Source organism: Pseudoalteromonas holothuriae (genome assembly GCF_945859825.1).
Lineage (GTDB): Bacteria > Pseudomonadota > Gammaproteobacteria > Enterobacterales > Alteromonadaceae > Pseudoalteromonas > Pseudoalteromonas holothuriae.
Genome location: NZ_CAMAPC010000003.1, coordinates 420,100 through 444,987, shown reverse-complemented (window position 1 = coordinate 444,987; position 24,888 = coordinate 420,100). Strand labels below are relative to the sequence as shown.

Annotated in this window: 21 protein-coding genes; 15 read left to right on the top strand and 6 right to left on the bottom strand. The window is 40.2% G+C overall.

The genetic code is table 11. The features are described 5' to 3' along the window. Window position 1 precedes the first annotated feature (1 nt). The gene (locus tag OCI93_RS06185) at window positions 2-1,195 is read right to left on the bottom strand and encodes a cellulase family glycosylhydrolase (RefSeq protein ID WP_261626037.1); all 1,194 of its coding nucleotides are present in this window, start codon (window positions 1,193-1,195) and stop codon (window positions 2-4) included. Between the two features lie 169 nt (window positions 1,196-1,364). On the opposite strand from OCI93_RS06185, the gene OCI93_RS06180 reads away from it, so the two are divergent. Further along, window positions 1,365-1,712: a VOC family protein gene (locus tag OCI93_RS06180; RefSeq protein ID WP_261593760.1), complete on the top strand. Its 348-nt coding sequence runs from the start codon at window positions 1,365-1,367 to the stop codon at window positions 1,710-1,712. A gap of 23 nt (window positions 1,713-1,735) precedes the next feature. On the opposite strand, the gene OCI93_RS06175 is transcribed toward OCI93_RS06180, so the two are convergent. Together OCI93_RS06175 and OCI93_RS06170 are read right to left on the bottom strand one after the other, a co-directional pair. Then, a complete protein-coding gene (locus OCI93_RS06175) occupies window positions 1,736-2,470 on the bottom strand; it encodes an FprA family A-type flavoprotein (RefSeq protein WP_261626036.1) in 735 nt (244 codons plus the stop codon). Next, window positions 2,467-3,084 (bottom strand): chemotaxis protein, encoded by a 618-nt coding sequence (locus OCI93_RS06170; RefSeq protein ID WP_261626035.1) that lies wholly within the window; start codon window positions 3,082-3,084, stop codon window positions 2,467-2,469. Before OCI93_RS06170 ends, OCI93_RS06175 begins: the two co-directional genes overlap by 4 nt. Before the next feature lie 175 nt (window positions 3,085-3,259). On the opposite strand from OCI93_RS06170, the gene OCI93_RS06165 reads away from it, so the two are divergent. The 5 genes from OCI93_RS06165 (at window position 3,260) to OCI93_RS06145 (ending at window position 11,270) form a co-directional block, all read left to right on the top strand. After that, a complete protein-coding gene (locus tag OCI93_RS06165) occupies window positions 3,260-6,184 on the top strand; it encodes a bifunctional diguanylate cyclase/phosphodiesterase (protein WP_261626034.1) in 2,925 nt (974 codons plus the stop codon). Between the two features lie 299 nt (window positions 6,185-6,483). Next, on the top strand, window positions 6,484-9,324 hold the full coding sequence (locus tag OCI93_RS06160) for an InlB B-repeat-containing protein (RefSeq protein ID WP_261593621.1): 2,841 nt from the start codon (window positions 6,484-6,486) through the stop codon (window positions 9,322-9,324). Between the two features lie 176 nt (window positions 9,325-9,500). Continuing rightward, window positions 9,501-9,659: a YqaE/Pmp3 family membrane protein gene (locus OCI93_RS06155; protein WP_261593622.1), complete on the top strand. Its 159-nt coding sequence runs from the start codon at window positions 9,501-9,503 to the stop codon at window positions 9,657-9,659. Window positions 9,660-9,759: 100 nt separating this feature from the next. Beyond that, complete coding sequence (gene efpL / locus OCI93_RS06150; RefSeq protein WP_261626033.1) at window positions 9,760-10,329, top strand: elongation factor P-like protein EfpL; 570 nt, start codon at window positions 9,760-9,762, stop codon at window positions 10,327-10,329. Between the two features lie 140 nt (window positions 10,330-10,469). Further along, window positions 10,470-11,270, top strand: coding sequence for an ATP-grasp domain-containing protein (locus tag OCI93_RS06145; protein ID WP_261626032.1), 801 nt, complete (start codon window positions 10,470-10,472; stop codon window positions 11,268-11,270). A gap of 59 nt (window positions 11,271-11,329) precedes the next feature. Here the strand turns inward: OCI93_RS06145 and OCI93_RS06140 are convergent, their stop codons facing one another. Beyond that, window positions 11,330-12,415: a PAS domain-containing protein gene (locus OCI93_RS06140; RefSeq protein ID WP_261626031.1), complete on the bottom strand. Its 1,086-nt coding sequence runs from the start codon at window positions 12,413-12,415 to the stop codon at window positions 11,330-11,332. A 504-nt stretch (window positions 12,416-12,919) separates the two neighbouring features. Here OCI93_RS06140 and OCI93_RS06135 point away from each other — a divergent pair. Further along, entirely contained in the window at window positions 12,920-13,129 is a 210-nt protein-coding gene (locus tag OCI93_RS06135) for a cold-shock protein (protein ID WP_261593627.1), read from the top strand. An 81-nt stretch (window positions 13,130-13,210) separates the two neighbouring features. Here OCI93_RS06135 and OCI93_RS06130 read toward each other — a convergent pair whose 3' ends face one another. Next, a complete protein-coding gene (locus tag OCI93_RS06130; protein ID WP_261626030.1) occupies window positions 13,211-13,972 on the bottom strand; it encodes a substrate-binding periplasmic protein in 762 nt (253 codons plus the stop codon). A gap of 260 nt (window positions 13,973-14,232) precedes the next feature. Here OCI93_RS06130 and OCI93_RS06125 point away from each other — a divergent pair, with 260 nt between their 5' ends. From OCI93_RS06125 to OCI93_RS06100, 6 genes are all read left to right on the top strand, one after another. After that, window positions 14,233-14,898: a GntR family transcriptional regulator gene (locus OCI93_RS06125; protein ID WP_261593629.1), complete on the top strand. Its 666-nt coding sequence runs from the start codon at window positions 14,233-14,235 to the stop codon at window positions 14,896-14,898. Window positions 14,899-14,909: 11 nt separating this feature from the next. Next, on the top strand, window positions 14,910-15,800 hold the full coding sequence (gene prpB / locus OCI93_RS06120) for a methylisocitrate lyase (RefSeq protein ID WP_261626029.1): 891 nt from the start codon (window positions 14,910-14,912) through the stop codon (window positions 15,798-15,800). A gap of 90 nt (window positions 15,801-15,890) precedes the next feature. After that, complete coding sequence (gene prpC, locus OCI93_RS06115; protein ID WP_261626028.1) at window positions 15,891-17,012, top strand: bifunctional 2-methylcitrate synthase/citrate synthase; 1,122 nt, start codon at window positions 15,891-15,893, stop codon at window positions 17,010-17,012. A 75-nt stretch (window positions 17,013-17,087) separates the two neighbouring features. Further along, on the top strand, window positions 17,088-19,679 hold the full coding sequence (acnD, locus tag OCI93_RS06110) for a Fe/S-dependent 2-methylisocitrate dehydratase AcnD (protein ID WP_261593634.1): 2,592 nt from the start codon (window positions 17,088-17,090) through the stop codon (window positions 19,677-19,679). Between the two features lie 75 nt (window positions 19,680-19,754). Next, window positions 19,755-20,927, top strand: coding sequence for a 2-methylaconitate cis-trans isomerase PrpF (gene prpF, locus OCI93_RS06105; RefSeq protein WP_261626027.1), 1,173 nt, complete (start codon window positions 19,755-19,757; stop codon window positions 20,925-20,927). A gap of 251 nt (window positions 20,928-21,178) precedes the next feature. Then, window positions 21,179-21,772 carry a LysE family translocator gene (locus tag OCI93_RS06100; RefSeq protein ID WP_261626026.1) on the top strand — a complete coding sequence of 198 codons (594 nt, stop codon included), beginning with the start codon at window positions 21,179-21,181 and terminating at the stop codon, window positions 21,770-21,772. A gap of 74 nt (window positions 21,773-21,846) precedes the next feature. On the opposite strand, the gene OCI93_RS06095 is transcribed toward OCI93_RS06100, so the two are convergent. Then, window positions 21,847-23,139: a hypothetical protein gene (locus OCI93_RS06095; RefSeq protein ID WP_261626025.1), complete on the bottom strand. Its 1,293-nt coding sequence runs from the start codon at window positions 23,137-23,139 to the stop codon at window positions 21,847-21,849. Between the two features lie 219 nt (window positions 23,140-23,358). On the opposite strand from OCI93_RS06095, the gene OCI93_RS06090 reads away from it, so the two are divergent. Together OCI93_RS06090 and OCI93_RS06085 are read left to right on the top strand one after the other, a co-directional pair. Beyond that, complete coding sequence (locus tag OCI93_RS06090) at window positions 23,359-23,820, top strand: GNAT family N-acetyltransferase (protein ID WP_261593639.1); 462 nt, start codon at window positions 23,359-23,361, stop codon at window positions 23,818-23,820. Window positions 23,821-23,851: 31 nt separating this feature from the next. Further along, on the top strand, window positions 23,852-24,361 hold the full coding sequence (locus OCI93_RS06085) for a GNAT family N-acetyltransferase (protein WP_261626024.1): 510 nt from the start codon (window positions 23,852-23,854) through the stop codon (window positions 24,359-24,361). The last annotated feature ends 527 nt before the right edge of the window (window positions 24,362-24,888 follow it).

The window sequence follows — 24,888 nt, the reverse complement described above, 5'->3', positions numbered from 1 at the left end:
GTTAGCGACCATTAATTATTTGTTGTTTTACCCATATTCCAGCCTCTTTTAATTGTGAGTCATCGAAGTTACCTTGTTGGCAAGCACCTGCTTTAAAAACAGCACCAGAGCGCCAATCATCGGAGTAGTTCCAATTGGTCCAGCTAATTTTTTTATTGGCCATGAGATCAATATAAGCTTGCGCACTAACAAAGTCATTTTCATCTTCACCTTTGTAATTCTGAGTGCCCCATTCGGTTACGAAAACAGGCAGTACATCAGAGGCTTTATCTAGCATATTACGGTGAAATTCGCGATGAGATGCGGCATAAAAATGGAAGGTATACATAATATTGGCAAATGGTAGCGGGTTATTCACTATATCCATATAACTGCCTCCATCAGATGCGCCAAATGTTGACCAACCATGCGTACCCACCAGTACCACCGCATCTGGGTCTAAGTCACGAATGACAGGAATTACTTCTAGAGCATAATCATGAATACTTTGCCAATTTACACCGTTTGGCTCATTGGCGATATCATAAATAATATTACTGCGATGTTTATTAGCCAATACAATATAATTGAAAAACTGCTTAGCGGCTTGTAAATTTTCGTTCGGATCACCAGGGTTTAATTGGTGCCAATCTACCAGTACATACATATCAAGGTTGGAAGCCATTGTAATGAGTTGGTTTACTTGTTCAGTAAAGCCTACAGGGTCGGTTATATAGCCACCTTCTTGAACATAAAGACTTAAGCGAACAATATCTGCCTGCCATTGCTGTGCTAACACTTCCATTGATTTTGTTGTTAGGCATTTATTTAAGCCAAACCATTGTAGCCCATGAGAACTCATGCCTCGTAATTGAACGGGTATTTTGCTTTCGTTGCATAGTGTTGTACCACATACACTGAGCTTACCATGGCGACTAAATGGCCCACCTTCTACCGGAGGTTGAGTTTCACATAACCCCAGCTTTTGCCAAGCACCAGTGCTGCCAGGTATTGCATTAGTCCACCAGTTAGCACGATATAGAACACCTTGATGGTGCATTTTATCCCCAGCAAGTGCATGATCATAAACTCCAGCCCAATTGCTCTGAGTCCAATTAGGATATTCGTTGATGTCGTGGCAGTTATTTGCATAACTATGTGAATAAAAAAGCAATAGAAAGAGTAAACCTGACGCGGTAATTATTTTCTTGATCATAATGATCTCCTGTAGTTAACATGTTGTATCAAGGTCAAATGTACGTGCTGTATCATTTTTAACCAATAGACATTGGTCGTATACAATGGGAGAGTAGTGATATTGTGTAGTAAACAATAATAAGCTGATTATTTATTCGCATTGATGCTTTACAGGGAAATAGATGAATATGCAAAACCATATTAATTATGTTGAGTTTGCGGCAGCAGACTTGGCGCAAACAGAACGGTTTTTTAATCATGCATTTGCATGGCAGTTTGAACATTATGGACCGGATTATATTGCTTTTAGCAATGCAGGTTTAGAGGGTGGTTTTTATCGTAGCGACTTGGCTGCCAGCACAGCTAACGGTAGTGTTTTAGTGGTACTTTATAGCTCTGAATTAGAGCTGATAAAGGAGAAGGTGCTACAAGCGGGTGGGGTTATCAGCAAAGAAATTTTTAGCTTCCCAGGTGGTCGCCGGTTTCATTTTATTGAACCAAGTGGCAATGAATTAGCAATTTGGTCAGATTCTTAAAAGCAAGTTTACGGTAGTGCGAGCTATTCGCAGGCACTACCGACATCTAGGCGTGCAAACCACTCTAAAAACTCATGTACCATGTCGCCTTTAAATATTCGGCCATGTTGCGGTGCCATCATGTCGACTTCTAATTCGCGAACACGTGAAATCCAATTGTTTTTAGCGCGATTTGAGGGCATCCAACGACGATGAAAATATTCCATATATTTTATGTGGCTTGCAAAATCTTCTACGAACATAGGAGGTTCACCTTTTTCTAATGCCGCGCCGATATCGCCACTCATCAAAATTTTTGCTTTGGGGTCATACACATTAAAGTTACCAGAGGAGTGCAAATAATGGGCAGGGATAAATTTCAACGTTGCTTTAGCTATTTTTACTTCACCTCCTTCGTCTTTGATAGGTTGATAATGAATGTTGTCTATTCCAAAGTGCCGGATAAACCCTTCCCAAAGCCATGGCGCATACAGTGTTGCATGTGGTACTGCTTTATCCCAAAGTCCAAGTGATGAAATAATGTCTGGGTCTTGGTGTGACGCAAAAAGGGCCGTGATATTCTCGAGCTTTACGTGTTTAAGGAGGCTTGCCAGCATAGGTGAAAATAGCTCGATTCCACCAGGGTCTAAAATAATAGCTTCATCAGCACTTTTTATTAAGTATTGGTTGGTATCTATGATGCTCTCAGACTTTTGTGAGTCCCGTCCCAGTACTATCCAAGAATGTGTAGCTGAGCTGTAAATTTCTGTTGATTTCAACGTAAAGCTCCTCTTATTAGGTGCATCTCTTTTAAATTGTCATTGATGGCTTGCTTTATTTTTTTTGCAGCGCTGGTGATAAAATTTGATACCGATTGTAAGCTCTCACTAAACTCTCCAGCATTAGAGGCTTCAACACGACTCGTGACTGCGATATATTCTGCGCTGCGCATCTGTTTTAAAATGTCTTCAAAATAACTTTCTAAATGAGTAATGGCAGATTCTAGTTGTTTCATTGTTCTTAGAAGATCTATATTTCCTTGATGTTGTAACTGAGCAATGTCACGGTGATTGGTGATTTCAAACGCAGTATTTAAGCGTTGTTGAAACTCGCTATACCTCACTACGGCTAAGGCAATGGCAAATAGATTACTGGAAAGCAGCGAAATATTTTTGGTTGTTTTGATTGTCAGTTCAGAGAATTCATCAATAAAATTTGTAATAGGTTTAAACCCGTAGGCTGAATCACCCGCTCTCAGTGCCACAACACGCGCATTTTTAGCGGTTAGCGAGAGGTTTTTAGCTTCTTGCAAAATTTTGTCTAAGTTGGAGACTATATTCGCGACACGAACAAAATTTTCAATCGCTAAAGTGACTTTACTTTTATTGGTCATCAAAGATACTCACATATTGCAATTTGTAGAGCATAGATAACTTTCACTTTATTCGCCCAAAAAACCTATAAAAATCTGCAATATTGAGCCGCAGCCTTGCTAAATGTGTATCTCTGACTCATATTTTTAACTAAATGAACTGCCCCGTATTGTAAACCAAGGTTAGGTTGGCCACATGAAACATTTGTTTTTTTGGGTTTTGGGTTATTTAGCAATCGTCATTGCTCTATTATTTCAACTACCATCAGAACTTACTATTATCTCCTTGAGCGGCGTAAGTGTTTGGTTGCTTGGAGCGATGATCAATCAAGCATTTTCTACACGTGCAGCAATATGTTTTATTGTTAGCTTAATCATTTGTGTTGCTTTGTTTTTTCTCCCAATTAATTACTATTTGGCAAGTGTTTTAATATTTTTAAACTTGATAGCTGTTTTATTACTTAGTGAATTATTAGTAAATAAGTGCAACTTTGACGTGACTCACAGTTCGGTTAAAAAAATAGCCATTCAAATTACGCAATTCACAATCTTGCCATCACTGTGTTTTGGAGTTTTGAGCTGTGTGATAGCAAGTATGTATACATCATTTAGCTTTTCATTTTTACTAGCTGTTTTGGTTGTGACCAATACGCTAGGGTTGTTAATAGGTACGCCTTTTATCTTATTATACCAAGCCCGAGGCGATGTATACCTTCAAGAGGTTTATAAATTTCGTCACATTTTGTTATGTTTCGTGATGATAAGTCTTATGGCCATGACTGCGCTATTATCATGGAGCATATTTACTATTACGGTAGTGGCTTTACTAGCATTAAGTGCTGTTTTGTATAGTTTTAAATTACTGAGTTTGGTTGGCTATATTTTAGGTGGCTCCGCCGGCATTGTATTGTATGCAAATAGGCATTTGTATAATGATGATTTGCTTAACTTAGGGTTTACGCTGTTTGTAACCCTAATCTCAGGTTATTGCATTGCATTAATACTATGGCGGTATAAAAAAATTACAGACAATTCTTGTATGCGTTTAAAGCAACTCAATATTAATTTTGAACATACCTTTGAATTGAGTCCAGAAATGTTGCTCACGCTCAACAGTGACGGGGTTATCTTGGAGGTAAGCGAAGGGTTTTTATCAGCTATCCAAATTTCAAGATTACATATAATTGGTAGGAGATTAGATAGTTTTATATCAGACAAAGATAAGCAATCTTTTTTATCGCACCAACTTAATTACGCGCACAAATTTAAATTAGATGCCCTAACTTTAGTCGATAAGTATGGCAAAAATTTGATAGTTAATTTTAAAGCCCAAGTTTTTGAATTTGAGCAAGGGCATTCTACGCTATGTTTTTTGCAAGATATATCTGAGCAAATAAAATTAGCTGATGTGTTAGAACAAGAAAAAGAATTGTTGGAGGTGACTTTAAGCTCTATCGGTGATGGCGTCATTTGTACCGATGTAAATGGCAAAGTTACTTACATGAACCCTGTTGCAGAAGCGATATTAGCGAAACTGACTCGTGAAGTTGAAGGGGTGTCATTTGATGAAGTTATGCCGCTCTATAATGAAGATACCAAACAGCCTATTAGGGGCCTTATCGAACAATGCATTAAGAACAATCAGCTAATGGGGTTACCCGAATTAACCTGTGTGAGAAACCACTTACAGCTTGAGTTTGCAGTTCAAGATTCTATCTCCCCTATTTATCTTAAAAATGGTGAAATAGTGGGTGCAGTTATGGTTTTTCAGGATGTGTCTGAATCTCGTTTAATGTCTAGAAAGCTTAATCATATGGCTCACCATGATGTGCTCACAGGATTACCTAATAGACTGTTATTACAAGATAGACTGTCGCAATTTTGCAAGCGAGCTAAACGAGAAAGCCATAAATTTGCAGTGGCTTTTGTTGATTTAGATAAATTTAAAAAAATTAATGATTCTTTAGGACATGACGTGGGCGATTTATTGTTAAAACAAGTGGCCAGTCGCTTCACTCGGAGCGTACGCGCTTGTGATACAGTGTCACGAATGGGGGGGGATGAGTTTGTTTTGTTGTTAGATAAAACGAAGGACAAACATCAAGTGGCGAAAGTAGTAAAAAAAATACTCAATTGTGTGTCAGGTGGATATGAGTTAGACAGTGTTCACGTTGAACTATCGGTTAGTGCTGGCATAGCAATATATCCACAAGATGGTGACTGTGCCGAATCTTTAATGAAGCATGCTGATACGGCGATGTATCGAGCCAAAAAGGTCAGCAAAAGTGATTATGAATTTTACAGCATAGAGCTTGATCAGGCGGCAGAACTTCGTATAGCGCAAGAAGCGGCTATTGTCAGTGGTGTGAAAGAAAACGAATTTATACCTTATTATCAACCCGTTGTTAATGCGCAGAGCTACTCATTAGAAAAGCTAGAAATGCTTGCTCGTTGGCATCATAAAGGCGTATTACAGAGCCCCGACAGCTTTATTAACATCGCCGAAGAAGCTAATTTAATTGAGAAGGTATCGAATCAATTATTAAACCAAGCGTTTAGTGACTTTTCTGGTTGGATTAAAAAAATGCCAACGCTCATATTAAGTGTAAATATATCGGTATTACAGCTTGTTGAGCCTAAATTTGTTAAAGCGTTTACTACATTTTTAAAAGAGTACAGTATTCCTCCTAATAATATAGAGATAGAGATTACGGAGTCCTCATTAGTGTCCAATATTGAAGCGATGAAGCAAACACTTTTTGAGGTCCAGCAGTGTGGGATCAAAGTGGCAATTGACGATTTTGGTACCGGCTACTCCAGTTTAAGTTATTTAAAATACCTAAATTTTGACACGATTAAAGTAGATCAAAAGTTTGTTGCAGAGCTTACTCAGGGAAGAACGAAAGGAGAATTGGCGATTGTTATTGTTAATATGGCGAAGAGTTTACATGTTAACTGTGTTGCTGAAGGCGTTGAGACTGCTGAGCAAGCAACAAAATTAGCCCAAGCTGGGTGCCAGCAGCTGCAAGGTTATTATTTTTCTAGGCCCAAATCGGCACAAGATATTGATCCAATCATTAAAGTAGATCAAAGCATAAGTCAGTCTCGTACAATTGGTTAAATTAATTGATAGTAAAAGCGAAAATATCAGCCATTGACAAATATAGCTTTTACTCAAAGCCTCTATCTCTTTCAAATGAAAATGCTAATTGGTGACGCTCTAGAGTTAAATTCTTAGGTATAGAGATAATGATATTTTTGATCTAGTTTATCCTAGAAAATCAGATTTAATGTATTTAATATAGAAACATGCTACTATCCTAAAGCTAGGTAACAAGGATTGGTTACTTTTGGGCTTTTTCACTCGCAGCTAACCATTCCTTTTTTATTTAAAAATAAAATGAAAGGAATCTCTACAGCATGAAAAACTTCTGTAAATGGTTTTGCTTGGTAATGCAATGTACTATTACTTTGTTCGTCCTTCCTGTTCACGCAACGAATACTGACAATAATTTATGTCAGCTAAATGATCGGCAGTTACATGAACGGTTAGACTTGGTTGCACATTATGGGCAAGCACACTTAAACGATGCACTCAATTACTTCAAATCGCAATGCTATTTAGCAAAACCCAAATTTAGTAGGCAGTTATTAGCCGATAGTATCGAACAACCTCAGCTAAAAATAACGGACTTTAAATTATCTCATAGCAGCCTAAATTTGGATTCAGGTAATAAAAATATCACTGTAACCCTAAAAGCATATGATGAAAACGGAATAAAAACAGCAACTGTACTTATTCTTCCCCCAGATAACTCAGACTCGCTGCAAAAAAAGCGTGTGACGTTAGATGATTGGCAAAGCACTGCAGAAGATAATGTCTATCAAGCGTCAGCTTCAATAAGCTTTGAGACGCAAACTGATGTTTCAGGTCAGTGGCGTGCTGGTGTATGGTGGATCAGAAGTATTAACGATAAAATGAGAAGTGCTAATCATCAGCAACTTAAAGCGATGGGCTTTAATCCTTACCTAATCATCGTAAATAGCACTCAAATTGATGTGAAAGCGCCTAAGATTAAAGCGTTTTCACTTTCAAAACAAGAGGTCAACGTTGACCAAGGGCAACAAACTATTAATGCAACAATTCAACTCTTTGATGATACAGGGGTCCACAGCGTTTTCATGTCATTAGAGCCACCAAAAGAGTACAGTTACACGTTAAGTAAAATACACACTGTTACTGAATTTAAAGAGACACAAGAGCAAGGCATTGTTGAAGCAAATGTCAGTTTCACGCTGGATAACACAGATGTTGCTGGTGTTTGGAGAGCAAGAGTTAGCGTTTATGATGACTTGAACAATTACGAGAGAATAAGTTCACAAAAGATAGTTGATGCAGGCTTTGACCCACATATTACAATCTTAAATACATCTACTGTAGATACTACCCCTCCTAAATTGAAAAGCTTAGTGCTATCTACTAATGAGGTAGCACTTTTAGCGGGGCAGCAAACACTCACTGCTACAGCAACGTTTTTTGACCCCTCTGGTATGGGCGCAGGGTATATATCTTTAGTATCCCCAGATGGCGGGAAAGATAAAATTGAGAATATTGAAAGCTGGCAAAAAACAACCGAAAAGGATGTCTATTCAACAACCATTGAGTTCACATTGTCTCAAGAGGATAAAGCGGGTGTTTGGTACGTGAGAAGCTGGTGGGTGCTTGATGGCAATGACAATCGCTTTGATAGAACAAAGCCAAATGACATTGTTGCTTTAGGTGCTAATCCGTATGTATTTTTCAACGTTGAGCAGTCAGATATTAAAGATCTAAATATTGATACAACTGCAAAATCTTTTGAAGGTACCATTAATGATAGTATTGAGATTAAATTGAGCCTTAAAGAGCTAGTGGGTCAAGCGTTACCAGAAGCGTTCTCGATTGATGTGATTAGCGATGATAATACCAGTGTGTTATTTAGTAGTGTGAGCGGTAATTCTACTACACAGTGCACATTAGTAAATGGTAATGGCACATGCAACATCTTAGTTCCTGCCGAGACTTTAGATGCTGATGTGGCATTTAACATTACACCACGAACATTGAGTTCTGCCTCAGTACAATTTAGGTTAGTTTCAGATGTGCCAGAACTCATTTTTAATAACAATGTGGCCGATGTTACAGTTACGGGTATTGAACCAATTACTTATACAGTACAATTTTTAGATTGGGATGGCACCGTTTTATCTACACAAGAAGTTGCTGCAGGTAAAAATGCCATACCACCAGAGCAAGCAATGATACGAGAAGGTCACACTTTTAAAGGTTGGGATCGAGCTATGTCAAAAATAGTTACAGATACGGTGATCACCGCACAGTATGAAGTTAATAAGTATACGGTAACTTATCTTGACTGGAATGGCAGCACGTTGTTTAGTGAACAAGTTGCATATGGTACAGATGCAAAGGGTCCAACTAACAACCCAGATCGAGAGGGTTATACATTTATTGGTTGGTCTGGACAAAGTAAAGAGATTAAAAGCGAAAGTGTACTAACCGCACAATACGAGATTAATACCTACACAGTTACTTTTAAAGATTGGGATGGCACTATTTTAAGTGATGTGATTGTAAATTATGGAGCAGCCGTGCCAGCTCTTGCTACTCACCCTGTAAGAGAAGGCTATACTTTTATAGGTTGGGATGTTGCACTGACTAATATAACAGGTAATACGGTGGCTACAGCGCAGTACAGTATCAATGAATACATTGTTGTATTTAAAGATTGGGATGGCACTATTTTAAGTGATGTGATCGTAAATTACGGATCGGCCGTTCCAGCTCCTTTAATTCATCCCGTAAGAGAAGGCTATACTTTTGTAGGTTGGGATGTTGCACTGACTAATATAACAGGTAATACGGTGGCTACAGCGCAGTACAGTATCAATGAATACATTGTTGTATTTAAAGATTGGGATGGTAAAGAACTTGAAAATCAACGTGTTTCTCACGGTTTGGCGGCAGTGCCTCCTGTGAACCCAAGCCGTGAAGGGTATACTTTTTCACAATGGAGCCAACCCTTTGATGAGGTGACAACTGCACTTATCATCACTGCGCAATATACTAAGTTGGCTGAGGTGGTACTAAAACCGAATAGTGGTGGAGAAAAACCATCAAGCTCGGGTACATTTGGCTTTGGTGTATATATGATGAGTCTGTTGATGCTTGCTCTTGTGCGTCGAATAAACAGTAACAATTAAAAATTTTATATATAAATCACTATAAAACCACTCACTCATATTGGTGGTTTTTTTGTTTTTATTTTGTTAAAAATGTTCGCCTACATTGCAAAGGTGGGTTTTTGCATTAGCCTTAAGGTGGGCGAGTTGGTTGTGCTGAACTACGCTCCTGATAATTCATAATTATGGAGAAGACAATGAATAAATTGGTGTTGATCATATTGGCAATTATATTTCCACCTATTGCAGTTGCGTTAAATAGTGGTGTAGGAAAAGACTTAGTGATAAATATTTTGTTAAGTATCTTGTTTTTTGTTCCTGGTATAATCCACGCGTTATGGCTGATTTTACGCTAGTCGATATAACGCTATTAGCTTAATTTATCTGGCCTTAGTGCTTGGCTATATGGCAATAACGTGGTAATTTTTTGCCAAAATAATTTTAAGAGAAATAGTCATGCCTAAGGCCAGTGAAATAAAAAAACATGCAGCAATTGAATATAACAATCGCGTGATGATTGTAAGAGATATTGAGCGCTCAGTGCCACAAGGCCGAGCAGGAGGAAGCTTGTATCGCATGCGTATGTACGATGTTGTTAATGGTGGCAAGGTTGATGAAACATTCAAAGCGGATGAAATGCTAACCCTAGCTGACTTATTACGTCGTCCAGTGATGTTTTCATACATTGATGGAGATGAGTATGTTTTCATGGATGATGAGGATTACACGCCATACAACCTCAATAAAAGTAGTATTGAAGATCAAGTGCTATTTGTTAATGAAGATACGAAAGGTTTACTCGCTGTGGTTGTTGAAGGCTCACCAGTATCAATTGATTTACCCTCAAGCGTTGAACTTGTTATAGAAGAGACGTCTCCTTCAATTAAAGGTGCTTCTGCAAGTGCCCGTACCAAACCCGCAACCCTCACTACAGGCCTTGTAGTACAGGTGCCAGAACACATCTCTACAGGTGATAAAATTCGCATCAATACGGATGAGAAAAAATTTATGGGTCGCGCAGATTAATACGATGTGTTTAGGGTATGATCTGCAATTTGTCATATTTTTACATAGAATAAGCCAATGAAGGTAACGTATTAACCCTCATTGGTTTTTATATTTAGCGAGATCAAAAAAGCAATATGGAAAATAATATAAAGTGCCTTGTGAAAGCTTGTGATGAGATGGAACTTGAACACCAATTTATAGACTCAGAACAAAACTTTGTGCGTGTTAAAATGGACAATGGTTGGCAATATTTCGAGCTTAATAAAACGCCGTTTAACTCAGAAGTAGCATTTTGCATTTGTAAAGATAAAAGCCATAGCTATCAGTTATTGAAGGATATTGTTCGTTTTCCTACTACGTTGAGCTTTTTAGATTTTAATGTGGCAGCTAAGTACAATCAGTATAAACAGCATAATAGTATGGCGTCAGCGCTTGCTAATATAGATGATAACCTCAAATACCCTGTTGTTGTAAAACAAAATAAAGGGGCATTGGGTGAAAACGTGTTTTTATGCGCGGATGCATTAGAAGCAGAAAGTGCGCTAAAGGCAGTATTTAACCGTCAATCAGAACATTATGATTACTTAGCGCTTGCCCAATCATTTATAAAACCTAAAGCTGAATATCGTCTACTTTGCGTATATGGGAAACCCGTTTTGGCCTACCTACGTGGTAATGCAGCAGCTACTTTTAATGTTAAGTACTGGGAGCAAGGGGAGCAAGCTTCGTTAGTAACAGATCGCACGTTGTTTAAGCAACTAGCTGACTTTATTGCCCCTATCTACAGTGAATTTTCCATGGGTTGGGTAGGTTTTGATATTATTATTGATGAACACGATGAACTTTACTTAATTGAGTTAAATGCATCACCTCAGTTTAATAATTTTATCGAAAATAATGGCTCAGACCTTATTGTTGAAGCATACAAACAAGCTCTTGGTATATTAAGTAAAAAATAATTTTGTCAGTGAAAAAGCTTGGAAGCACTCAGGGTTACAGAGTGCTTCAATACAGCTCGTTATTTGATAAATGATAGCAGTTGGTTGCCGGCAGCAATTGTATTGTTTTCACCAGAAAAAATATTATCCGCATCTCTGTTAACAAAAACACTATCGACCCAATCGGCAACATCTTTGTTAAACATTGACAGCATTTCCATCGGTAAGTCAGCATTATCAGGTTGCTTGCGCAATATATTTGCTACTTCATCTATTATTAATGCACCGTCGTTAAACTCGACGCAAAAATACAAGTTATTGGCAATTTCTTTCATATAGTTTGCAATGTTCTGATAGTTGACTCCGCTATTGAGTGCTTCCGCCATACCTATTTCAGTATCTAATTCTTTTATGGATTCAGTTAAGGAGGTTATGTCATCTTCTGCAATTGGGCTTTCTTTCCAAAACTGCTCGGCACTGATTGGAGATTTGTCTGTTTTGTTACCCAGTGCCCCCATTTCATCGGGTGAAAAGTCAAAAAACGCATTTTCAAATAAATCTTCATTTTCTTCAGTACGTAAATTCGCGTTATAAATCTTTTCATTACTTTTAAGCGTTTCTACTACTTCTGTTGTAATAGTTGAGTTGCTTTCATTACTTGTGCCTCGCTTAGCTTGAGTGGCGTAAAAGCGCTTAAACAGCTCGTTAGTATCCTTGATTTGTTCAGCCACACGTTTGAGGTTGCTTAAGTCTTTTTGCATAGATATGTAGTGTGTTACTTCATTATTTTCATTTTTAACCTCAGAAATATTCCACTCAACAGGGTAAACAGAGCCATTTTTTCTATAATTCATTGAAGCGCCATAAAAGTAACCATTTTTTTTCAATGCAGGTGTAATTTTTCTGATCACAGTATGGTTGCTATCAGGGCCTTGAAAAATGCGTGGTGATTCGCCCACAAGCTCCGCCAGCTCGTAACCGGTATGATCGCAAAATACCTGATTAGCATACACAATGGGGTAACCTTGTAATTCATCCGCTGTGGTTATGAGAACAGCATGGTGAGAGTGCATAAGCACTTGTTTGAGAAGTTGCAGCACAGAGCAGTCTTGCATAAGTTGACTAAAAAAAACGGTTTCTTCTAAGTCTGATGTTGTTTCACTCATGACTTCAACCTTTTTGAGTTTTTGGTGTACTCTAAAGTTAGTGCAAAGCTGCTTAAAAACCAGCACTTATATTTTAAATACGCTGGATAAATTAATTTTAACGTTTAGCAAGCACTTAAGGGGGCTGGTTTTTTTGATTACATACAGGTCCCGATATGGTAAGTGAATAGATAACCAACAGAGGTATCACGAGCTCAAATATTCTTTTTTAAATTCTTTTTTATTAATTTTTTTAGCGTGATTAATTCAATATTATTACAAATTAAAAGTGTTAATAGAGTGTCATAGAAATTTCATTTCATCGGCCGCAAAATCGGTTGACTTGGCAGTTCATCTCGTTAGACTGAAATCAGACAAAAATATATGTCAGTGTTTATAAATCTCCATTACGTTGTTGTATAAGTTATACTTGTAGTACCGTCCTGAAGTTTTTAAGTACCGTCTAATTTTTGCTCTATGCGCCCAGATGGGCATAGTTAAATTTTTAAATCAGGATATCAAGATATGTCTAATACAGTAACTGGCACAGTTAAGTGGTTCAACGAGTCAAAAGGTTTTGGTTTCATTGCTCAAGAGAATGGTCCAGACGTTTTTGCTCATTTCAGCGCAATTAAAGGTGACGGTTTCCGCACTCTTACTGAAGGCCAACGTGTTGAGTTCACTTTAGCTACAGGCCAAAAAGGCCCACAAGCAGAGAACATCACTGCAATCTAAGCTTTTGGCTTATATGATCATATAGAAGCAAGTTAAGGCTTGCTTTTTTTATGTTTAAACTTTTTATTCAATCAATCCGCTCTAATGGTAACCTGTCAGTACTTCTTGATAAGCTTGAGTGCGTTTTATACCTTCAAATGCGATGCGTAATTTTTTAATGACTTCATCTGGGGTATGAATATTTGCCGCTAAATAACCATGTAAAGATAAATTTGGTACACTTAATAAGAAACGGAAATGGCCTTTTGGAAGGTTTAAAGTATCAGCCATAGACTTAACGTATCTAGGGTCATCAAGTACAAGATCGACTTTATTAGTGACTAATAATTGATATGACTGAGTAATGTCAGATGTCAACACGTAGTCAAAACCATATTCCTTTAATCTCTCAACTGCAATATCTCCTCTTTGTATAGCAAGCCTATATTTTTTTGCATCTTCTAAAGAGTTTACAATCACATCATTACGATATGTATTAGTGACAAAGCCAAGCTCGAATTTTGCGACTGGACCAATCCAATGAAAGTGCCGCTCTCGTAATGATGTTCTAGCAATACTATAAATTAAGGTGTTTGCTTGTTCGCTTGCAACTTTAAACGCTCTTGCCCAAGGGTAGATCTGATAACTTGCTTTTAAACCAGTGAGCTGCAGTAGCTCTTGGACAAGCCTAGTGCTAGTACCACCCACAACTCCATTACTGTAGGTTTGATTTGGTGGAGATAGCTCTGTTACTACGGTTAGCGTTGGCAGTGCTGAAACGTCATGGCTATTGCATCGAAGACTTAAGCATAAAAAGCACAGGCCAGTTAATGCTAAAAATAAATACTGTTTATTTTTTACCACAGTGCTACCTAGAATATGTGCGTACATTAAAGTATAGCAAAATAGTTTTCACGTAGTGACTACCCAGTCAATATGATTTTGCTCTTTGTTATGTTCATGGCTGGCGCTGGTTTTAATAGGGCCGCTAGTTAGGTATTCACCATATTTATGAAGGCTATAACCTAAATTGTCGACAATCTTGTCGTTGCAAGGTTGACGTTAACGTAAAGCATCACTATATTGTCTACAACTTATTATCACTCAAAATAACACAGGCTAAGATGGATTTTTTTCAAGAGCAAGCTGTAACCTCTTCAGATAAAGCTTTTTTTCGCCTTAGAAAAGAGATTGTTGAAGGTGTTATTCCATCTGGTACTAAATTGAGTGAAACGGAATTGTCGACAAAGTATCAAGTTAGTCGCGCTGTTGTGCGTGAAGCTATTAACCGCTTAGAGGCATGTAATATCGTTGAGCGTAGGGCTAATGTCGGGGCACGTGTCGTCTCATTAAGTCCTGAAGGACTGATTGAACTGTATCAAGTAAGAGAATCACTTGAAGGCATGGCAGCAAGGTTGGCAGCGCTGCATATGACCTCGCAAGAGATAGTTGAGCTCAATGCTTTACTAAACAGCCAATCTGATGAAGTTAAAAATGCTGAGCTTTATTATCAAGAAGCCGGCGATTTAGATTTTCATTATCGCATTATTTTAGGCAGTAAAAATAGTCACCTCATCTCTATGTTGGTAAATGGCCTTTACCACTTAGTGCGCATGTATCGTGTGCAACTAGGAATGGCAGGTCCCAGAGTAACAAGCGCATTTGATGAGCATAAAAATATCGTTCAAGCCATTAGCAGTCGCGACCCAGAACTGGCCGAAATGCTGATGCGCCGACATATCACGTATTCAAAAAATAATATCGAAGCCAAACTTCAAAACAGCTTATAAGAGAGAACATCATGACAGGATTTAAAAGTGCAGGTACAAAGTTTCGTGAGGCATTAAAGGCAAATCAGCCGTTGCAAATAGTCGGTACTATTAATGCTTACTCAGCCATCATGGCAAAAAAAATCGGCCACCAAGCTATTTACCTCTCAGGTGGCGGCGTTGCAAACGCGTCTTATGGTCTGCCTGATTTAGGTATGACATCGTTAAACGATGTTATTGCTGATGTTCAACGTATTACAGCGGCCTGTGATTTACCACTTATGGTTGATATTGACACTGGCTGGGGTGGTGCATTTAACATTGCTAAAACTGTTCGCGATATGGAAAAAGCGGGAGCCGCAGCGGTACATATGGAAGATCAAGTGGCGCAAAAGCGTTGTGGTCACCGTCCTAACAAAGAAATTGTATCAATCGAAGAAATGGTAGACCGTATTAAAGCAGCCGTTGATGCGCGTACCGACCCTAACTTTTTCATCATGGCGCGTACTGACTCGTTCGCTCAAGAAGGCTTAGATGCGTCGATTGCACGGGCAAAAGCCTATGTTGAAGCTGGTGCTGATGGTATTTTTGCTGAAGCAGTTCAAACTGAGCAGCACTACCGCGCATTTAGCGAAGCGCTAGATGTGCCAATTTTAGCGAATATTACTGAGTTTGGTAAAACGGAACTTTGGAATAAAGAAGATCTGGGACAATGGGGTGTTGATATGGTGTTGTATCCGTTGAGTGCATTTCGTGCAATGAACAAAGCAGCAGAGCTGGTTTATCAAACGATTTTAACTGATGGTGATCAAAAAGCTGTCATCGATAACATGCAAACTCGTATGGACTTATACGATTACCTTGGCTATCACGATTACGAGCAAAAGCTTGACTCACTGTTTGCCGAAGGTAAAAACAAGTAATAGTAAAATAACAGTAGGTAGTGAGTAACTAACTGCATCAATCACTACTAAAAATAATACTCAGCAGGTAAAAATTCAGGAGACAACAAAATGGCAAAAGTACTCAGCGGTGCTGGCCTTCGCGGTCAGGTAGCAGGGAAAACAGCACTTTCAACAGTCGGTAAATCAGGATCTGGCTTAACGTATCGTGGTTATGATGTAAAAGAACTGGCAGAGCATTGTGATTTTGAAGAAGTCGCTTACCTTATTCTTAAAGGTGACTTACCCACTCAAGCGCAACTTGATAGCTATAAAAGCGAGCTGTGTTCAATGCGTGGTTTACCAGTAGCACTAAAAGAAGTATTAGAGCGTATTCCCGCTGACGCGCACCCAATGGATGTATTACGCACGGGTTGTTCAATGCTAGGCAATTTAGAAGGTGAAACGAGCTTTGACCTACAGGGTAAAGTAACCGACCGCATGCTTGCGTGTTTCCCTAGCATTATTTGCTACTGGTATCGTTTTAGCCACGATGGCGTACGTGTTGAGGTTGAAACCGATGATGACTCAATCGGCGCGCACTTTTTGCATCTGTTGCACGGCAAAAAACCAAACGATCTGCATGAGCGCGTAATGCATGTATCTCTTATTTTATATGCAGAGCATGAGTTTAATGCCTCTACCTTTACTGCACGCGTTTGTGCCTCGACACTGTCGGATATGCATTCATGTGTTACGGGGGCGATTGGTTCTCTACGTGGTCCACTTCACGGTGGTGCTAATGAAGCGGCGATGGATATGATCCAAAGCTTCACCTCAGCTGATCATGCTGAAGAGCAAATGATGGGTAAGTTAGCACGTAAAGAAAAGATTATGGGCTTTGGTCACGCAATTTACTCAGAATGCGATCCACGTAATGAGATTATTAAGTTATGGTCTGAAAAGTTAGCAGAAGATGTAGGTGATACAGTACTTTACCCCGTTTCTGTGCGTTGTGAAGAAGTGATGTGGCGTGAGAAGAAGTTGTTCTGTAATGCGGATTTCTTCCACGCTTCAGCATACAACTTCATGGGTATTCCAACTAAACTATTTACTCCTATCTTTGTTATGTCTCGTTTAACAGGTTGGGCTGCTCACGTTATGGAACAGCGTGCTGATAACCGAATTATTCGCCCATCAGCTGAATATACCGGTGAAGAAATTCGCCCAGTACCAGCTATTTCTGAGCGTTAATACACGCTGTTGTGGCTGATTTTTTATCAGCCGCTTGCCTTTTAGTACCGTCATCAATTTCCAATGGGTGTAGTTATGAATACCAAATACCGTAAGCTGTTGCCAAACTCGCAATTGAGCTTTTACGACACGCGCGAAGCCGTTGATTTTTTAAAACCGGGTGCCTATGACACTTTGCCTTATACCTCTCGTGTGCTCGCCGAAAACTTAGTACGTCGTTGCGAACCTGAAAAGCTAGATGCTTGTTTAACGCAGATCATCGAACGCCGTCGCGATCTAGATTTTCCTTGGTTTCCTGCTCGTGTTGTATGTCATGACATTTTGGGGCAAACCGCACTGGTTGATTTAGCAGGTTTGCGTGACGCTATTGCGGCAAAAGGGGGCGACCCATCCAAGGTGAATCCTGTCGTACCAACACAGCTTATTGTGGACCATTCATTAGCGGTGGAACACGCAGGTTTTGAAGAAGATGCCTTTGAAAAAAACCGCGCAATTGAAGATAGGCGTAACGAAGACCGTTTTCACTTTATAAACTGGACTAAAACCGCGTTTAAAAATGTTGACGTTATTCAACCGGGTAACGGCATCATGCACCAAATTAATTTAGAAAAAATGTCACCCGTTATTCATGCCCGTGACGGTGTTGCTTTTCCAGACACTCTTGTTGGTACAGATAGTCATACTCCTCACGTTGATGCGCTGGGTGTGATTGCGGTGGGTGTCGGTGGTCTTGAAGCAGAAAGCGTGATGCTTGGTCGTGCCTCTTACATGCGTTTGCCAGACATTGTTGGTGTAGAGCTAACAGGCAAAGCACAACCCGGTATTACCGCGACCGATATTGTGTTAGCAATCACCGAATTTTTACGTGCTGAAAAAGTGGTTGGCGCATATCTTGAGTTTTATGGTGAGGGTGCAGCTAGCTTAACTCTTGGCGATCGTGCGACTATTTCCAACATGACACCAGAGTATGGTGCGACTGCTGCAATGTTCTACATTGACCAACAAACTATTGATTACTTGAAACTGACTGGTCGTGAAGACGAGCAGGTTCGTTTGGTTGAAGACTATGCTAAACACACAGGTCTTTGGGCTGACAGTTTAGATACAGCGCAATATGAACGAGTATTGACGTTTGATTTGTCATCGGTCGGTCGCAATATTGCTGGCCCATCAAACCCACATAAGCGTGTTGCAACAGCTGATTTAGCCAAAGCGGGTATTTCAGGTGTGGTTGAAAATGAAGACGGGAAAATGCCAGATGGTGCGGTAATTATTGCCGCAATTACCAGTTGTACCAATACCAGCAATCCACGAAATGTGATTGCTGCGGGTCTAATAGCGCGTAATGCTAATGCCAAAGGTTTGATGCGTAAACCTTGGGTTAAATCATCACTGGCACCGGGTTCTAAAGCCGTAAAGATGTATCTTGAAGAAGCTAACCTATTGCCAGAACTTGAGCAGCTAGGCTTTGGTATTGTAGCGTTTGCTTGTACCACCTGTAATGGCATGAGTGGTGCGCTTGACCCCAAAATTCAACAAGAATTAATTGAGCGTGATTTGTATGCCACTGCGGTGCTATCGGGTAATCGTAACTTTGATGGGCGTATTCACCCCTATGCAAAGCAGGCTTTCTTAGCATCACCACCACTGGTTGTTGCTTATGCTATAGCCGGTACAATTCGCTTTGATATTGAAAAAGACGTGCTGGGTCATGATCAGCAAGGTAACCCAATTACACTCAAAGATTTATGGCCAAGTGATGAAGAGATAGATGCAGTCATCGCTAAAAGTGTAAAACCAGAGCAATTCCGCCAAGTGTATGAGCCTATGTTTGACCTAACGGTTGATTATGGCGAAGACAACGACCCTTTGTATGATTGGCGTGAAATGAGCACGTATATTCGTCGTCCACCATACTGGGAAGGTGCATTAGCAGCAGAGCGCACCATGAAGGGGATGCGTCCACTGGCGGTACTTGGTGACAATATCACCACTGATCACTTATCGCCCTCTAATGCAATTATGGCAAGTAGCGCAGCAGGTGAGTATCTAGCCAAAATGGGTTTGCCAGAAGAAGACTTTAATTCATATGCCACGCACCGTGGTGATCACTTAACCGCGCAGCGTGCCACATTTGCTAACCCTAAGCTATTTAACGAAATGGTGTGTGATGAAAACGGTCAAATAAAGCAAGGCTCATTGGCACGCCTTGAGCCAGAAGGGCAGCAAACCCGTATGTGGGAAGCGATTGAAACCTACATGCAACGTAAACAGCCGTTGATTATTGTTGCGGGTGCTGATTATGGTCAGGGCTCATCTCGTGACTGGGCTGCTAAAGGCGTGCGCTTAGCTGGTGTTGAAGTGATTGCAGCTGAAGGGTTTGAGCGTATTCATCGTACCAATCTTATCGGAATGGGTGTATTACCACTTGAATTTAAAGCGGGCACGACTCGAAAAACTCTGGGTATCGATGGTACAGAAACCTTTGATGTTGCAGGTGAACCAAGCCCCGGAGCCACACTTACTTTAGTGATTAACCGTAACAATGGTGAACGTGTTGAAGTGCCAATGACTTGTCGTTTGGATACCGCTGAAGAAGTCTCTATTTATGCCGCTGGTGGCGTGTTACAGCGCTTTGCTAAAGACTTTTTAGACGCGCACAGCTAATAAACATTACGTTACTTTAAAGCCCAATAACATGGGCTTGTTATTTGGTTATATAGGTATATAAAGGAACAAATAATGTCTTTTAAACCACAAATTAAAGTGCCTGCTACTTATATGCGTGGCGGCACCAGTAAAGGGGTGTTTTTTAACCTCACTGACTTACCGCTTGAAGCACAAGTAGCTGGACCTGAGCGTGATACGCTGTTATTGCGTGTGATTGGTAGCCCAGATCCTTACGCTAAGCACACTGATGGTATGGGCGGTGCTACATCAAGCACCAGTAAAACAGTGATTTTATCAAAGAGCACACAGCCTGATCATGACGTAGATTACTTGTTTGGCCAAGTGGCAATAGATAAGCCTTTTATTGATTGGAGTGGTAACTGTGGCAATTTAACCGCCGCGGTGGGCTCATTTGCCATTAGTAATGGCTTGGTAGATTCAACACGTATTCCAGATAATGGCATTGCTGTGGTACGTATTTGGCAAGCTAATATTAAAAAAACCATTGTTGCTCATGTGCCAATCACTCAAGGTGAAGTGCAAGAGACTGGTGATTTTGAGCTTGATGGGGTGACTTTTCCCGCAGCTGAAGTTGTGGTTGAGTTTATGAACCCTGCAGATGGTGAAGGGTCGATGTTTCCTTCTGGCTGCCTTGTAGACATGCTCGATGTGCCTGATATTGGCAAGTTTGCCGTGACGATGATTAATGCCGGTATTCCAACACTATTTTTCAATGCGGATGAACTAGGTTACATCGGCACAGAGCTACAAGAAGCGATTAATGGCGATGCACAGGCGCTTGAGCGATTTGAAATTATTCGCGCTCATGGCGCGTTAAAAATGGGCTTGATCAGCAATTTAGACCAAGCACAAAGCCGCCAACATACGCCAAAAATAGCATTTGTTAGCAAAGCACAAAGTTATGTAGCATCAAGCGGAAAACACATAAATGTCGATGATATTGACATTTGTGTGCGGGCTTTATCTATGGGTAAATTACACCATGCGATGATGGGCACGGCTGCTGTTGCGATTGCTACAGCAGCCGCTGTTCCCGGCACCTTGGTAAATTTAGCCGCAGGAGGCGGGGCGCGCGATAATGTGACTTTTGGTCACCCTTCAGGCACTTTGCGAGTAGGAGCCAGTGCAATTGAGTCAAACGGTCAATGGCATGCAGAAAAGGCGGTAATGAGTCGCAGTGCTCGTGTATTAATGCAAGGCAACGTGCGAGTACCACAAGTATAAATTCAATACACAATAGATGTTATACCAATTTTATTAAATTATTGATCATTCTAGCGAGCTAAATAACTCATTAACTGCGTTAAACATTTCTCATGTAGAATAACTACATAGCGAAATATTTGCCTTGTTACTAAGCCATTTATCTGCCGCAATATCTGATCATTTACTTAATGCAATTGGTATTAATAGTAATACAGGCCCGCTATGGGCTTTTTTTAGCGCTGCTAAATTTAATATAGGAATGAAATACCATGGAAGTCGTTATATCGTTGGCACTAACAACCGCACTATTACTAGGCTCCCCTGGGCCTGCGCCACTTGCTTTAGCGGGAGTGGGGGCAAGCTTTGGTTTTCGTGAAGGGACTGGTTTTTTGGTTGGCATTCTCGCAGGCTTGTTGATGGTTATTGTGTTGGTGGGAGCAGGGCTAGGAACTTTGTTCACAACCTATCCAACCGCCAAACTTATTTGCCAAGGCATTGCAGCTGTGTATTTGTGTTATGTGGCTTATAAAATTGCGACTGCAAAAGGGGGGGTAGCCTGTCAAACTGCAGAAGCACCAAGTTTTAAAGACGGCTTTATTTTAAACCTGATCAACCCCAAAGCATACGCTGCTTTTTTAGCTATTTTTGCCAATAACATGCTGAGTGACTATTCGTCCCAGATGAATGCACTGCTCACTGGTGCTATATGTTTTGTTGTCGCAGTCGTTGTGGATGGACTGTGGATGGCAACAGGAGCAAAACTTAGGCCATTTTTTGCTAAACCTGAGCAGGCAACAAAGCTGCGAATAGGTTTTGCCATTGCGTTATTGATAAGTGTTTTTGTAAGCCTGCTTCAAGTATAAGTTGGTTACTTGATGTCTAAAAAAGTGCGCTAATTAATGTTAGCGCACAAAGGTCAGGGAAGAAAGTATGTTAATTATTGTTGTGTAATACCACTCCAAGCTGCGGAGCTAATAGGTTGTTCAAGGTTAAGTAACGGGGTGGCTGTTTGTTTGGCTAAATCAAGAGTGATCACTTGTTGGCCGTAAACAAGGTAAGTAATATCATATGCTTGGTTATTAATTAACATGGCATTGGTATCTGCCACCACAGACTCTACTGCCTTAAAGCGCCCAGTCGTTTGCCAATCGTTTTCGCTATCAAATACATTGATGTAGCCCTGTTCATCCAAAATCAAAAGACTTTGAGAGATTGCACTGATGCCATAGGTTAGATAACTTGTTATGCCTTCTGGTTGCCAATTAAACGCAGATATTGCGTTGCTTGCTAAATCAACATGGTAAAAGTTACTGCGTGCGATTCCCAGAATGTGGTTGTCATCCTCACCTGCCAGTAATTTTCCAATTCTATGTTGTTCAGGTAGCGCTTGAGAGTTGGCAATATGAGAGGCGGTAAATGCGTCTCCTTCTTGGCTTATTTTTACAATACCATCGCTGCAAGCGAAAGCAGTATGGGTGGTGGTTTGTACACTGCCGTGAAGGTCGGGGCAGGCAGGTTCAAAGGTGTGCTCTTGATGAAAGTGGTCGCCATGAATTTCAAACAAACCCAATTGACTTGGCAGTGTGCTGTCACTTTGTGCGTCGCGTAAAGTGGCAATAACCCAATCTGAGCGAACTTCTCCAGTACCGTGCATGTAAGTATTAAAGTGGTGCTGTGCAATTAACGCTTCGTCGCCAATACTTTTATCTGATAATAATGCAAAGCCAGCATCAGCGGCCTCATCCTTATTACCATCAAAAAATAACAGGGCGTTTTGTGCGTTAGGTACGTAGTGGGTTGCTCTGCTATCGTGTAATTCAAAGTTCAATAAGTTTGGGCTATCTTGATGAACAACCTCGGCACTATCTTCGCCCTCTAGATAAACACCAGTATCTACAAATTGCACCAAATCTTGTTGGCGGGCAATGGCAAGTATGTAACGCCCTTGTGGACTTGTTTTGAGTGTCACATTTGAGTGGGTGGTATTGAGCGTATCGACTAAGTTACCATTGTCTAGGTTATACAAGAGCACCGTGTTGTCGTGAGTTAGCGCAATTCGCCCTTGAGGTAGAATAATTTCGGGCTGCTCATTATTACTATTACCCGCATCACTACCACTACCGGCATTGACTTGTTGGTTATTGTTAATGGGCGTTACTGTGTGCTTTTCAGATCCGCAACCCGATAAAACAGCAAGCGAAATTAAGCCAAGTACAAAACGCATTTTCATTGTATAACTCCAGTGATGTTATAATATATCATTTTCATTATGTTATATTATAACGTGTTGGAAAATCAATACCTACTAGGTACAAACATCGATAAATTGTCTTTTTAAGCTTTATAGTTAGCTATGGTCTTGCTTTTAATAGACTTTAATATTGATTTAAAGAGGTGATTTGTTACTTTAGTAATGACATATAAAATAGGCTTACTAAGTGGTGCATAGATGAAAGTGGTTACCCCAACAGATAGCGAAATCTTGGAGTTGATGACTTGGTTTGATAGCGAGCAGACTTTATCTGAGTGGTCAGGGCCAGGCTTTCGTTACCCGTTTAACTTGCAAACCTTTAAAGCTGATTTACAGCTAAATGAACTACAATGCTGCGCATTAGTGGATGATAACAATGAGTTATTAGCCTTTGGGCAGTACTATTTAAGGCTTGGCCGTTGCCACTTGGCAAGGCTGGTAGTTAGTCCATTACAGCGTGGTAAAGGCTTGGCAAAATCATTAATGCTAGAACTGTGTAAACGGGGTTTACAGTCTCTAAAAGTGAGAGAATCCTCGCTGTTTGTGTACGAATATAATCAATCAGCCATCAAAGCATACGAGAAGTTTGGCTTTGTTATTACACCATACCCAGAAGAGATGGCACTTGATGGCTGTGTTTATATGGTTAAATCACTATAAAAATTATCAGAAGTAGATTAAGGAATAGCCCATGCAAAATATTATCACGACCGAACGGCTGGCTTTAAGGGCGTTTGAGTTAACTGATGCCGCGCAAGTTGCTAAATTAGCGGGTGATAAACGTGTGAGTGAAATGACGAAAAACATCCCCCACCCATACTCGGAGCAAATGGCGATTGACTGGATTGCAACGCACGACGCGCTATTTAAAAGTGGTGAAGGGGTTAATTACGCCATTACTAAACAAGGTGACGATAACGTGATTGGCACGGTGAGTTTTGTTGAGTTTAGCAATGGCGTTGGCACATTGGGCTATTGGCTTGGCTTTGAATATTGGGGGCAAGGGTTTATGCCAGAGGCTGTAAATGCACTGGTGCACCATTATCAGCATAAGCTTAAAGGCTTAGCGGCTACACATTTTACTGAAAACACTCGTTCCAGAAAAGTGATAGAAAAGCTAGGTTTATATTATGTTGAAGACACTATGATTGAAATATGTGGTGAGCAAAGAGATATTAGCGTACACCAAGTAGCGTTTTAATAATCCAGGTGTTTTCAGTAGGCCCTGGAACAAGCTCAGGGTGACGTATTACTTATAATCGTCACTCTTATAACTGTCATCCTTAATCGTCGTCATCCTAAATAGCCGTCATCCTGACGAAGGTCAGGATCTTATAAAGTTATTTGCCGTGCTTGCAGTAGGCCCTGAAACAAGTTCAGGGTGACGCATTACTTATAATCGTCACTCTTATAACAGTCATCCTTAATCGTCGTCATCCTGACGAAGGTTAGGCTCTTATGAAGTTATTTGCCGTGCTTGCAGTAGGCCCTGAAACAAGTTCAGGGTGACGCATTACTTATAATCGTCACTCTTATAACTGTCATCCTTAATCGTCGTCATCCTGACGAAGTTATTTGCCGTGCTTGCAGTAGGCCTTGAAACAATTTCAGGGTGACGTATTACTTATAATCGTCACTCTTATAACTGTCATCCTTAATCGTCGTCATCCTGACGAAGGTTAGGATCTTATGAAGTTATTTGCCGTGCTTACAGTAGGCCCTGAAACA

Bases quoted from the DNA above. Each gene is read 5' to 3' on its own strand.
- OCI93_RS06085 (WP_261626024.1), top strand. From the start codon at position 23,852: ATGCAAAATATTATCACGACCGAACGGCTGGCTTTAAGGGCGTTTGAG.
- OCI93_RS06135 (WP_261593627.1), top strand. From the start codon at position 12,920: ATGTCTAATACAGTAACTGGCACAGTTAAGTGGTTCAACGAGTCAAAA.
- OCI93_RS06180 (WP_261593760.1), top strand. From the start codon at position 1,365: ATGCAAAACCATATTAATTATGTTGAGTTTGCGGCAGCAGACTTGGCG.
- prpF (WP_261626027.1), top strand. From the start codon at position 19,755: ATGTCTTTTAAACCACAAATTAAAGTGCCTGCTACTTATATGCGTGGC.
- OCI93_RS06090 (WP_261593639.1), top strand. From the start codon at position 23,359: ATGAAAGTGGTTACCCCAACAGATAGCGAAATCTTGGAGTTGATGACT.
- OCI93_RS06155 (WP_261593622.1), top strand. From the start codon at position 9,501: ATGAATAAATTGGTGTTGATCATATTGGCAATTATATTTCCACCTATT.
- acnD (WP_261593634.1), top strand. From the start codon at position 17,088: ATGAATACCAAATACCGTAAGCTGTTGCCAAACTCGCAATTGAGCTTT.
- OCI93_RS06100 (WP_261626026.1), top strand. From the start codon at position 21,179: ATGGAAGTCGTTATATCGTTGGCACTAACAACCGCACTATTACTAGGC.
- efpL (WP_261626033.1), top strand. From the start codon at position 9,760: ATGCCTAAGGCCAGTGAAATAAAAAAACATGCAGCAATTGAATATAAC.
- OCI93_RS06160 (WP_261593621.1), top strand. From the start codon at position 6,484: ATGAAAAACTTCTGTAAATGGTTTTGCTTGGTAATGCAATGTACTATT.
- prpB (WP_261626029.1), top strand. From the start codon at position 14,910: ATGACAGGATTTAAAAGTGCAGGTACAAAGTTTCGTGAGGCATTAAAG.
- OCI93_RS06185 (WP_261626037.1), bottom strand. From the start codon at position 1,195: ATGATCAAGAAAATAATTACCGCGTCAGGTTTACTCTTTCTATTGCTT.
- OCI93_RS06165 (WP_261626034.1), top strand. From the start codon at position 3,260: ATGAAACATTTGTTTTTTTGGGTTTTGGGTTATTTAGCAATCGTCATT.
- OCI93_RS06125 (WP_261593629.1), top strand. From the start codon at position 14,233: ATGGATTTTTTTCAAGAGCAAGCTGTAACCTCTTCAGATAAAGCTTTT.
- OCI93_RS06140 (WP_261626031.1), bottom strand. From the start codon at position 12,415: ATGAGTGAAACAACATCAGACTTAGAAGAAACCGTTTTTTTTAGTCAA.
- OCI93_RS06170 (WP_261626035.1), bottom strand. From the start codon at position 3,084: ATGACCAATAAAAGTAAAGTCACTTTAGCGATTGAAAATTTTGTTCGT.
- OCI93_RS06095 (WP_261626025.1), bottom strand. From the start codon at position 23,139: ATGAAAATGCGTTTTGTACTTGGCTTAATTTCGCTTGCTGTTTTATCG.
- prpC (WP_261626028.1), top strand. From the start codon at position 15,891: ATGGCAAAAGTACTCAGCGGTGCTGGCCTTCGCGGTCAGGTAGCAGGG.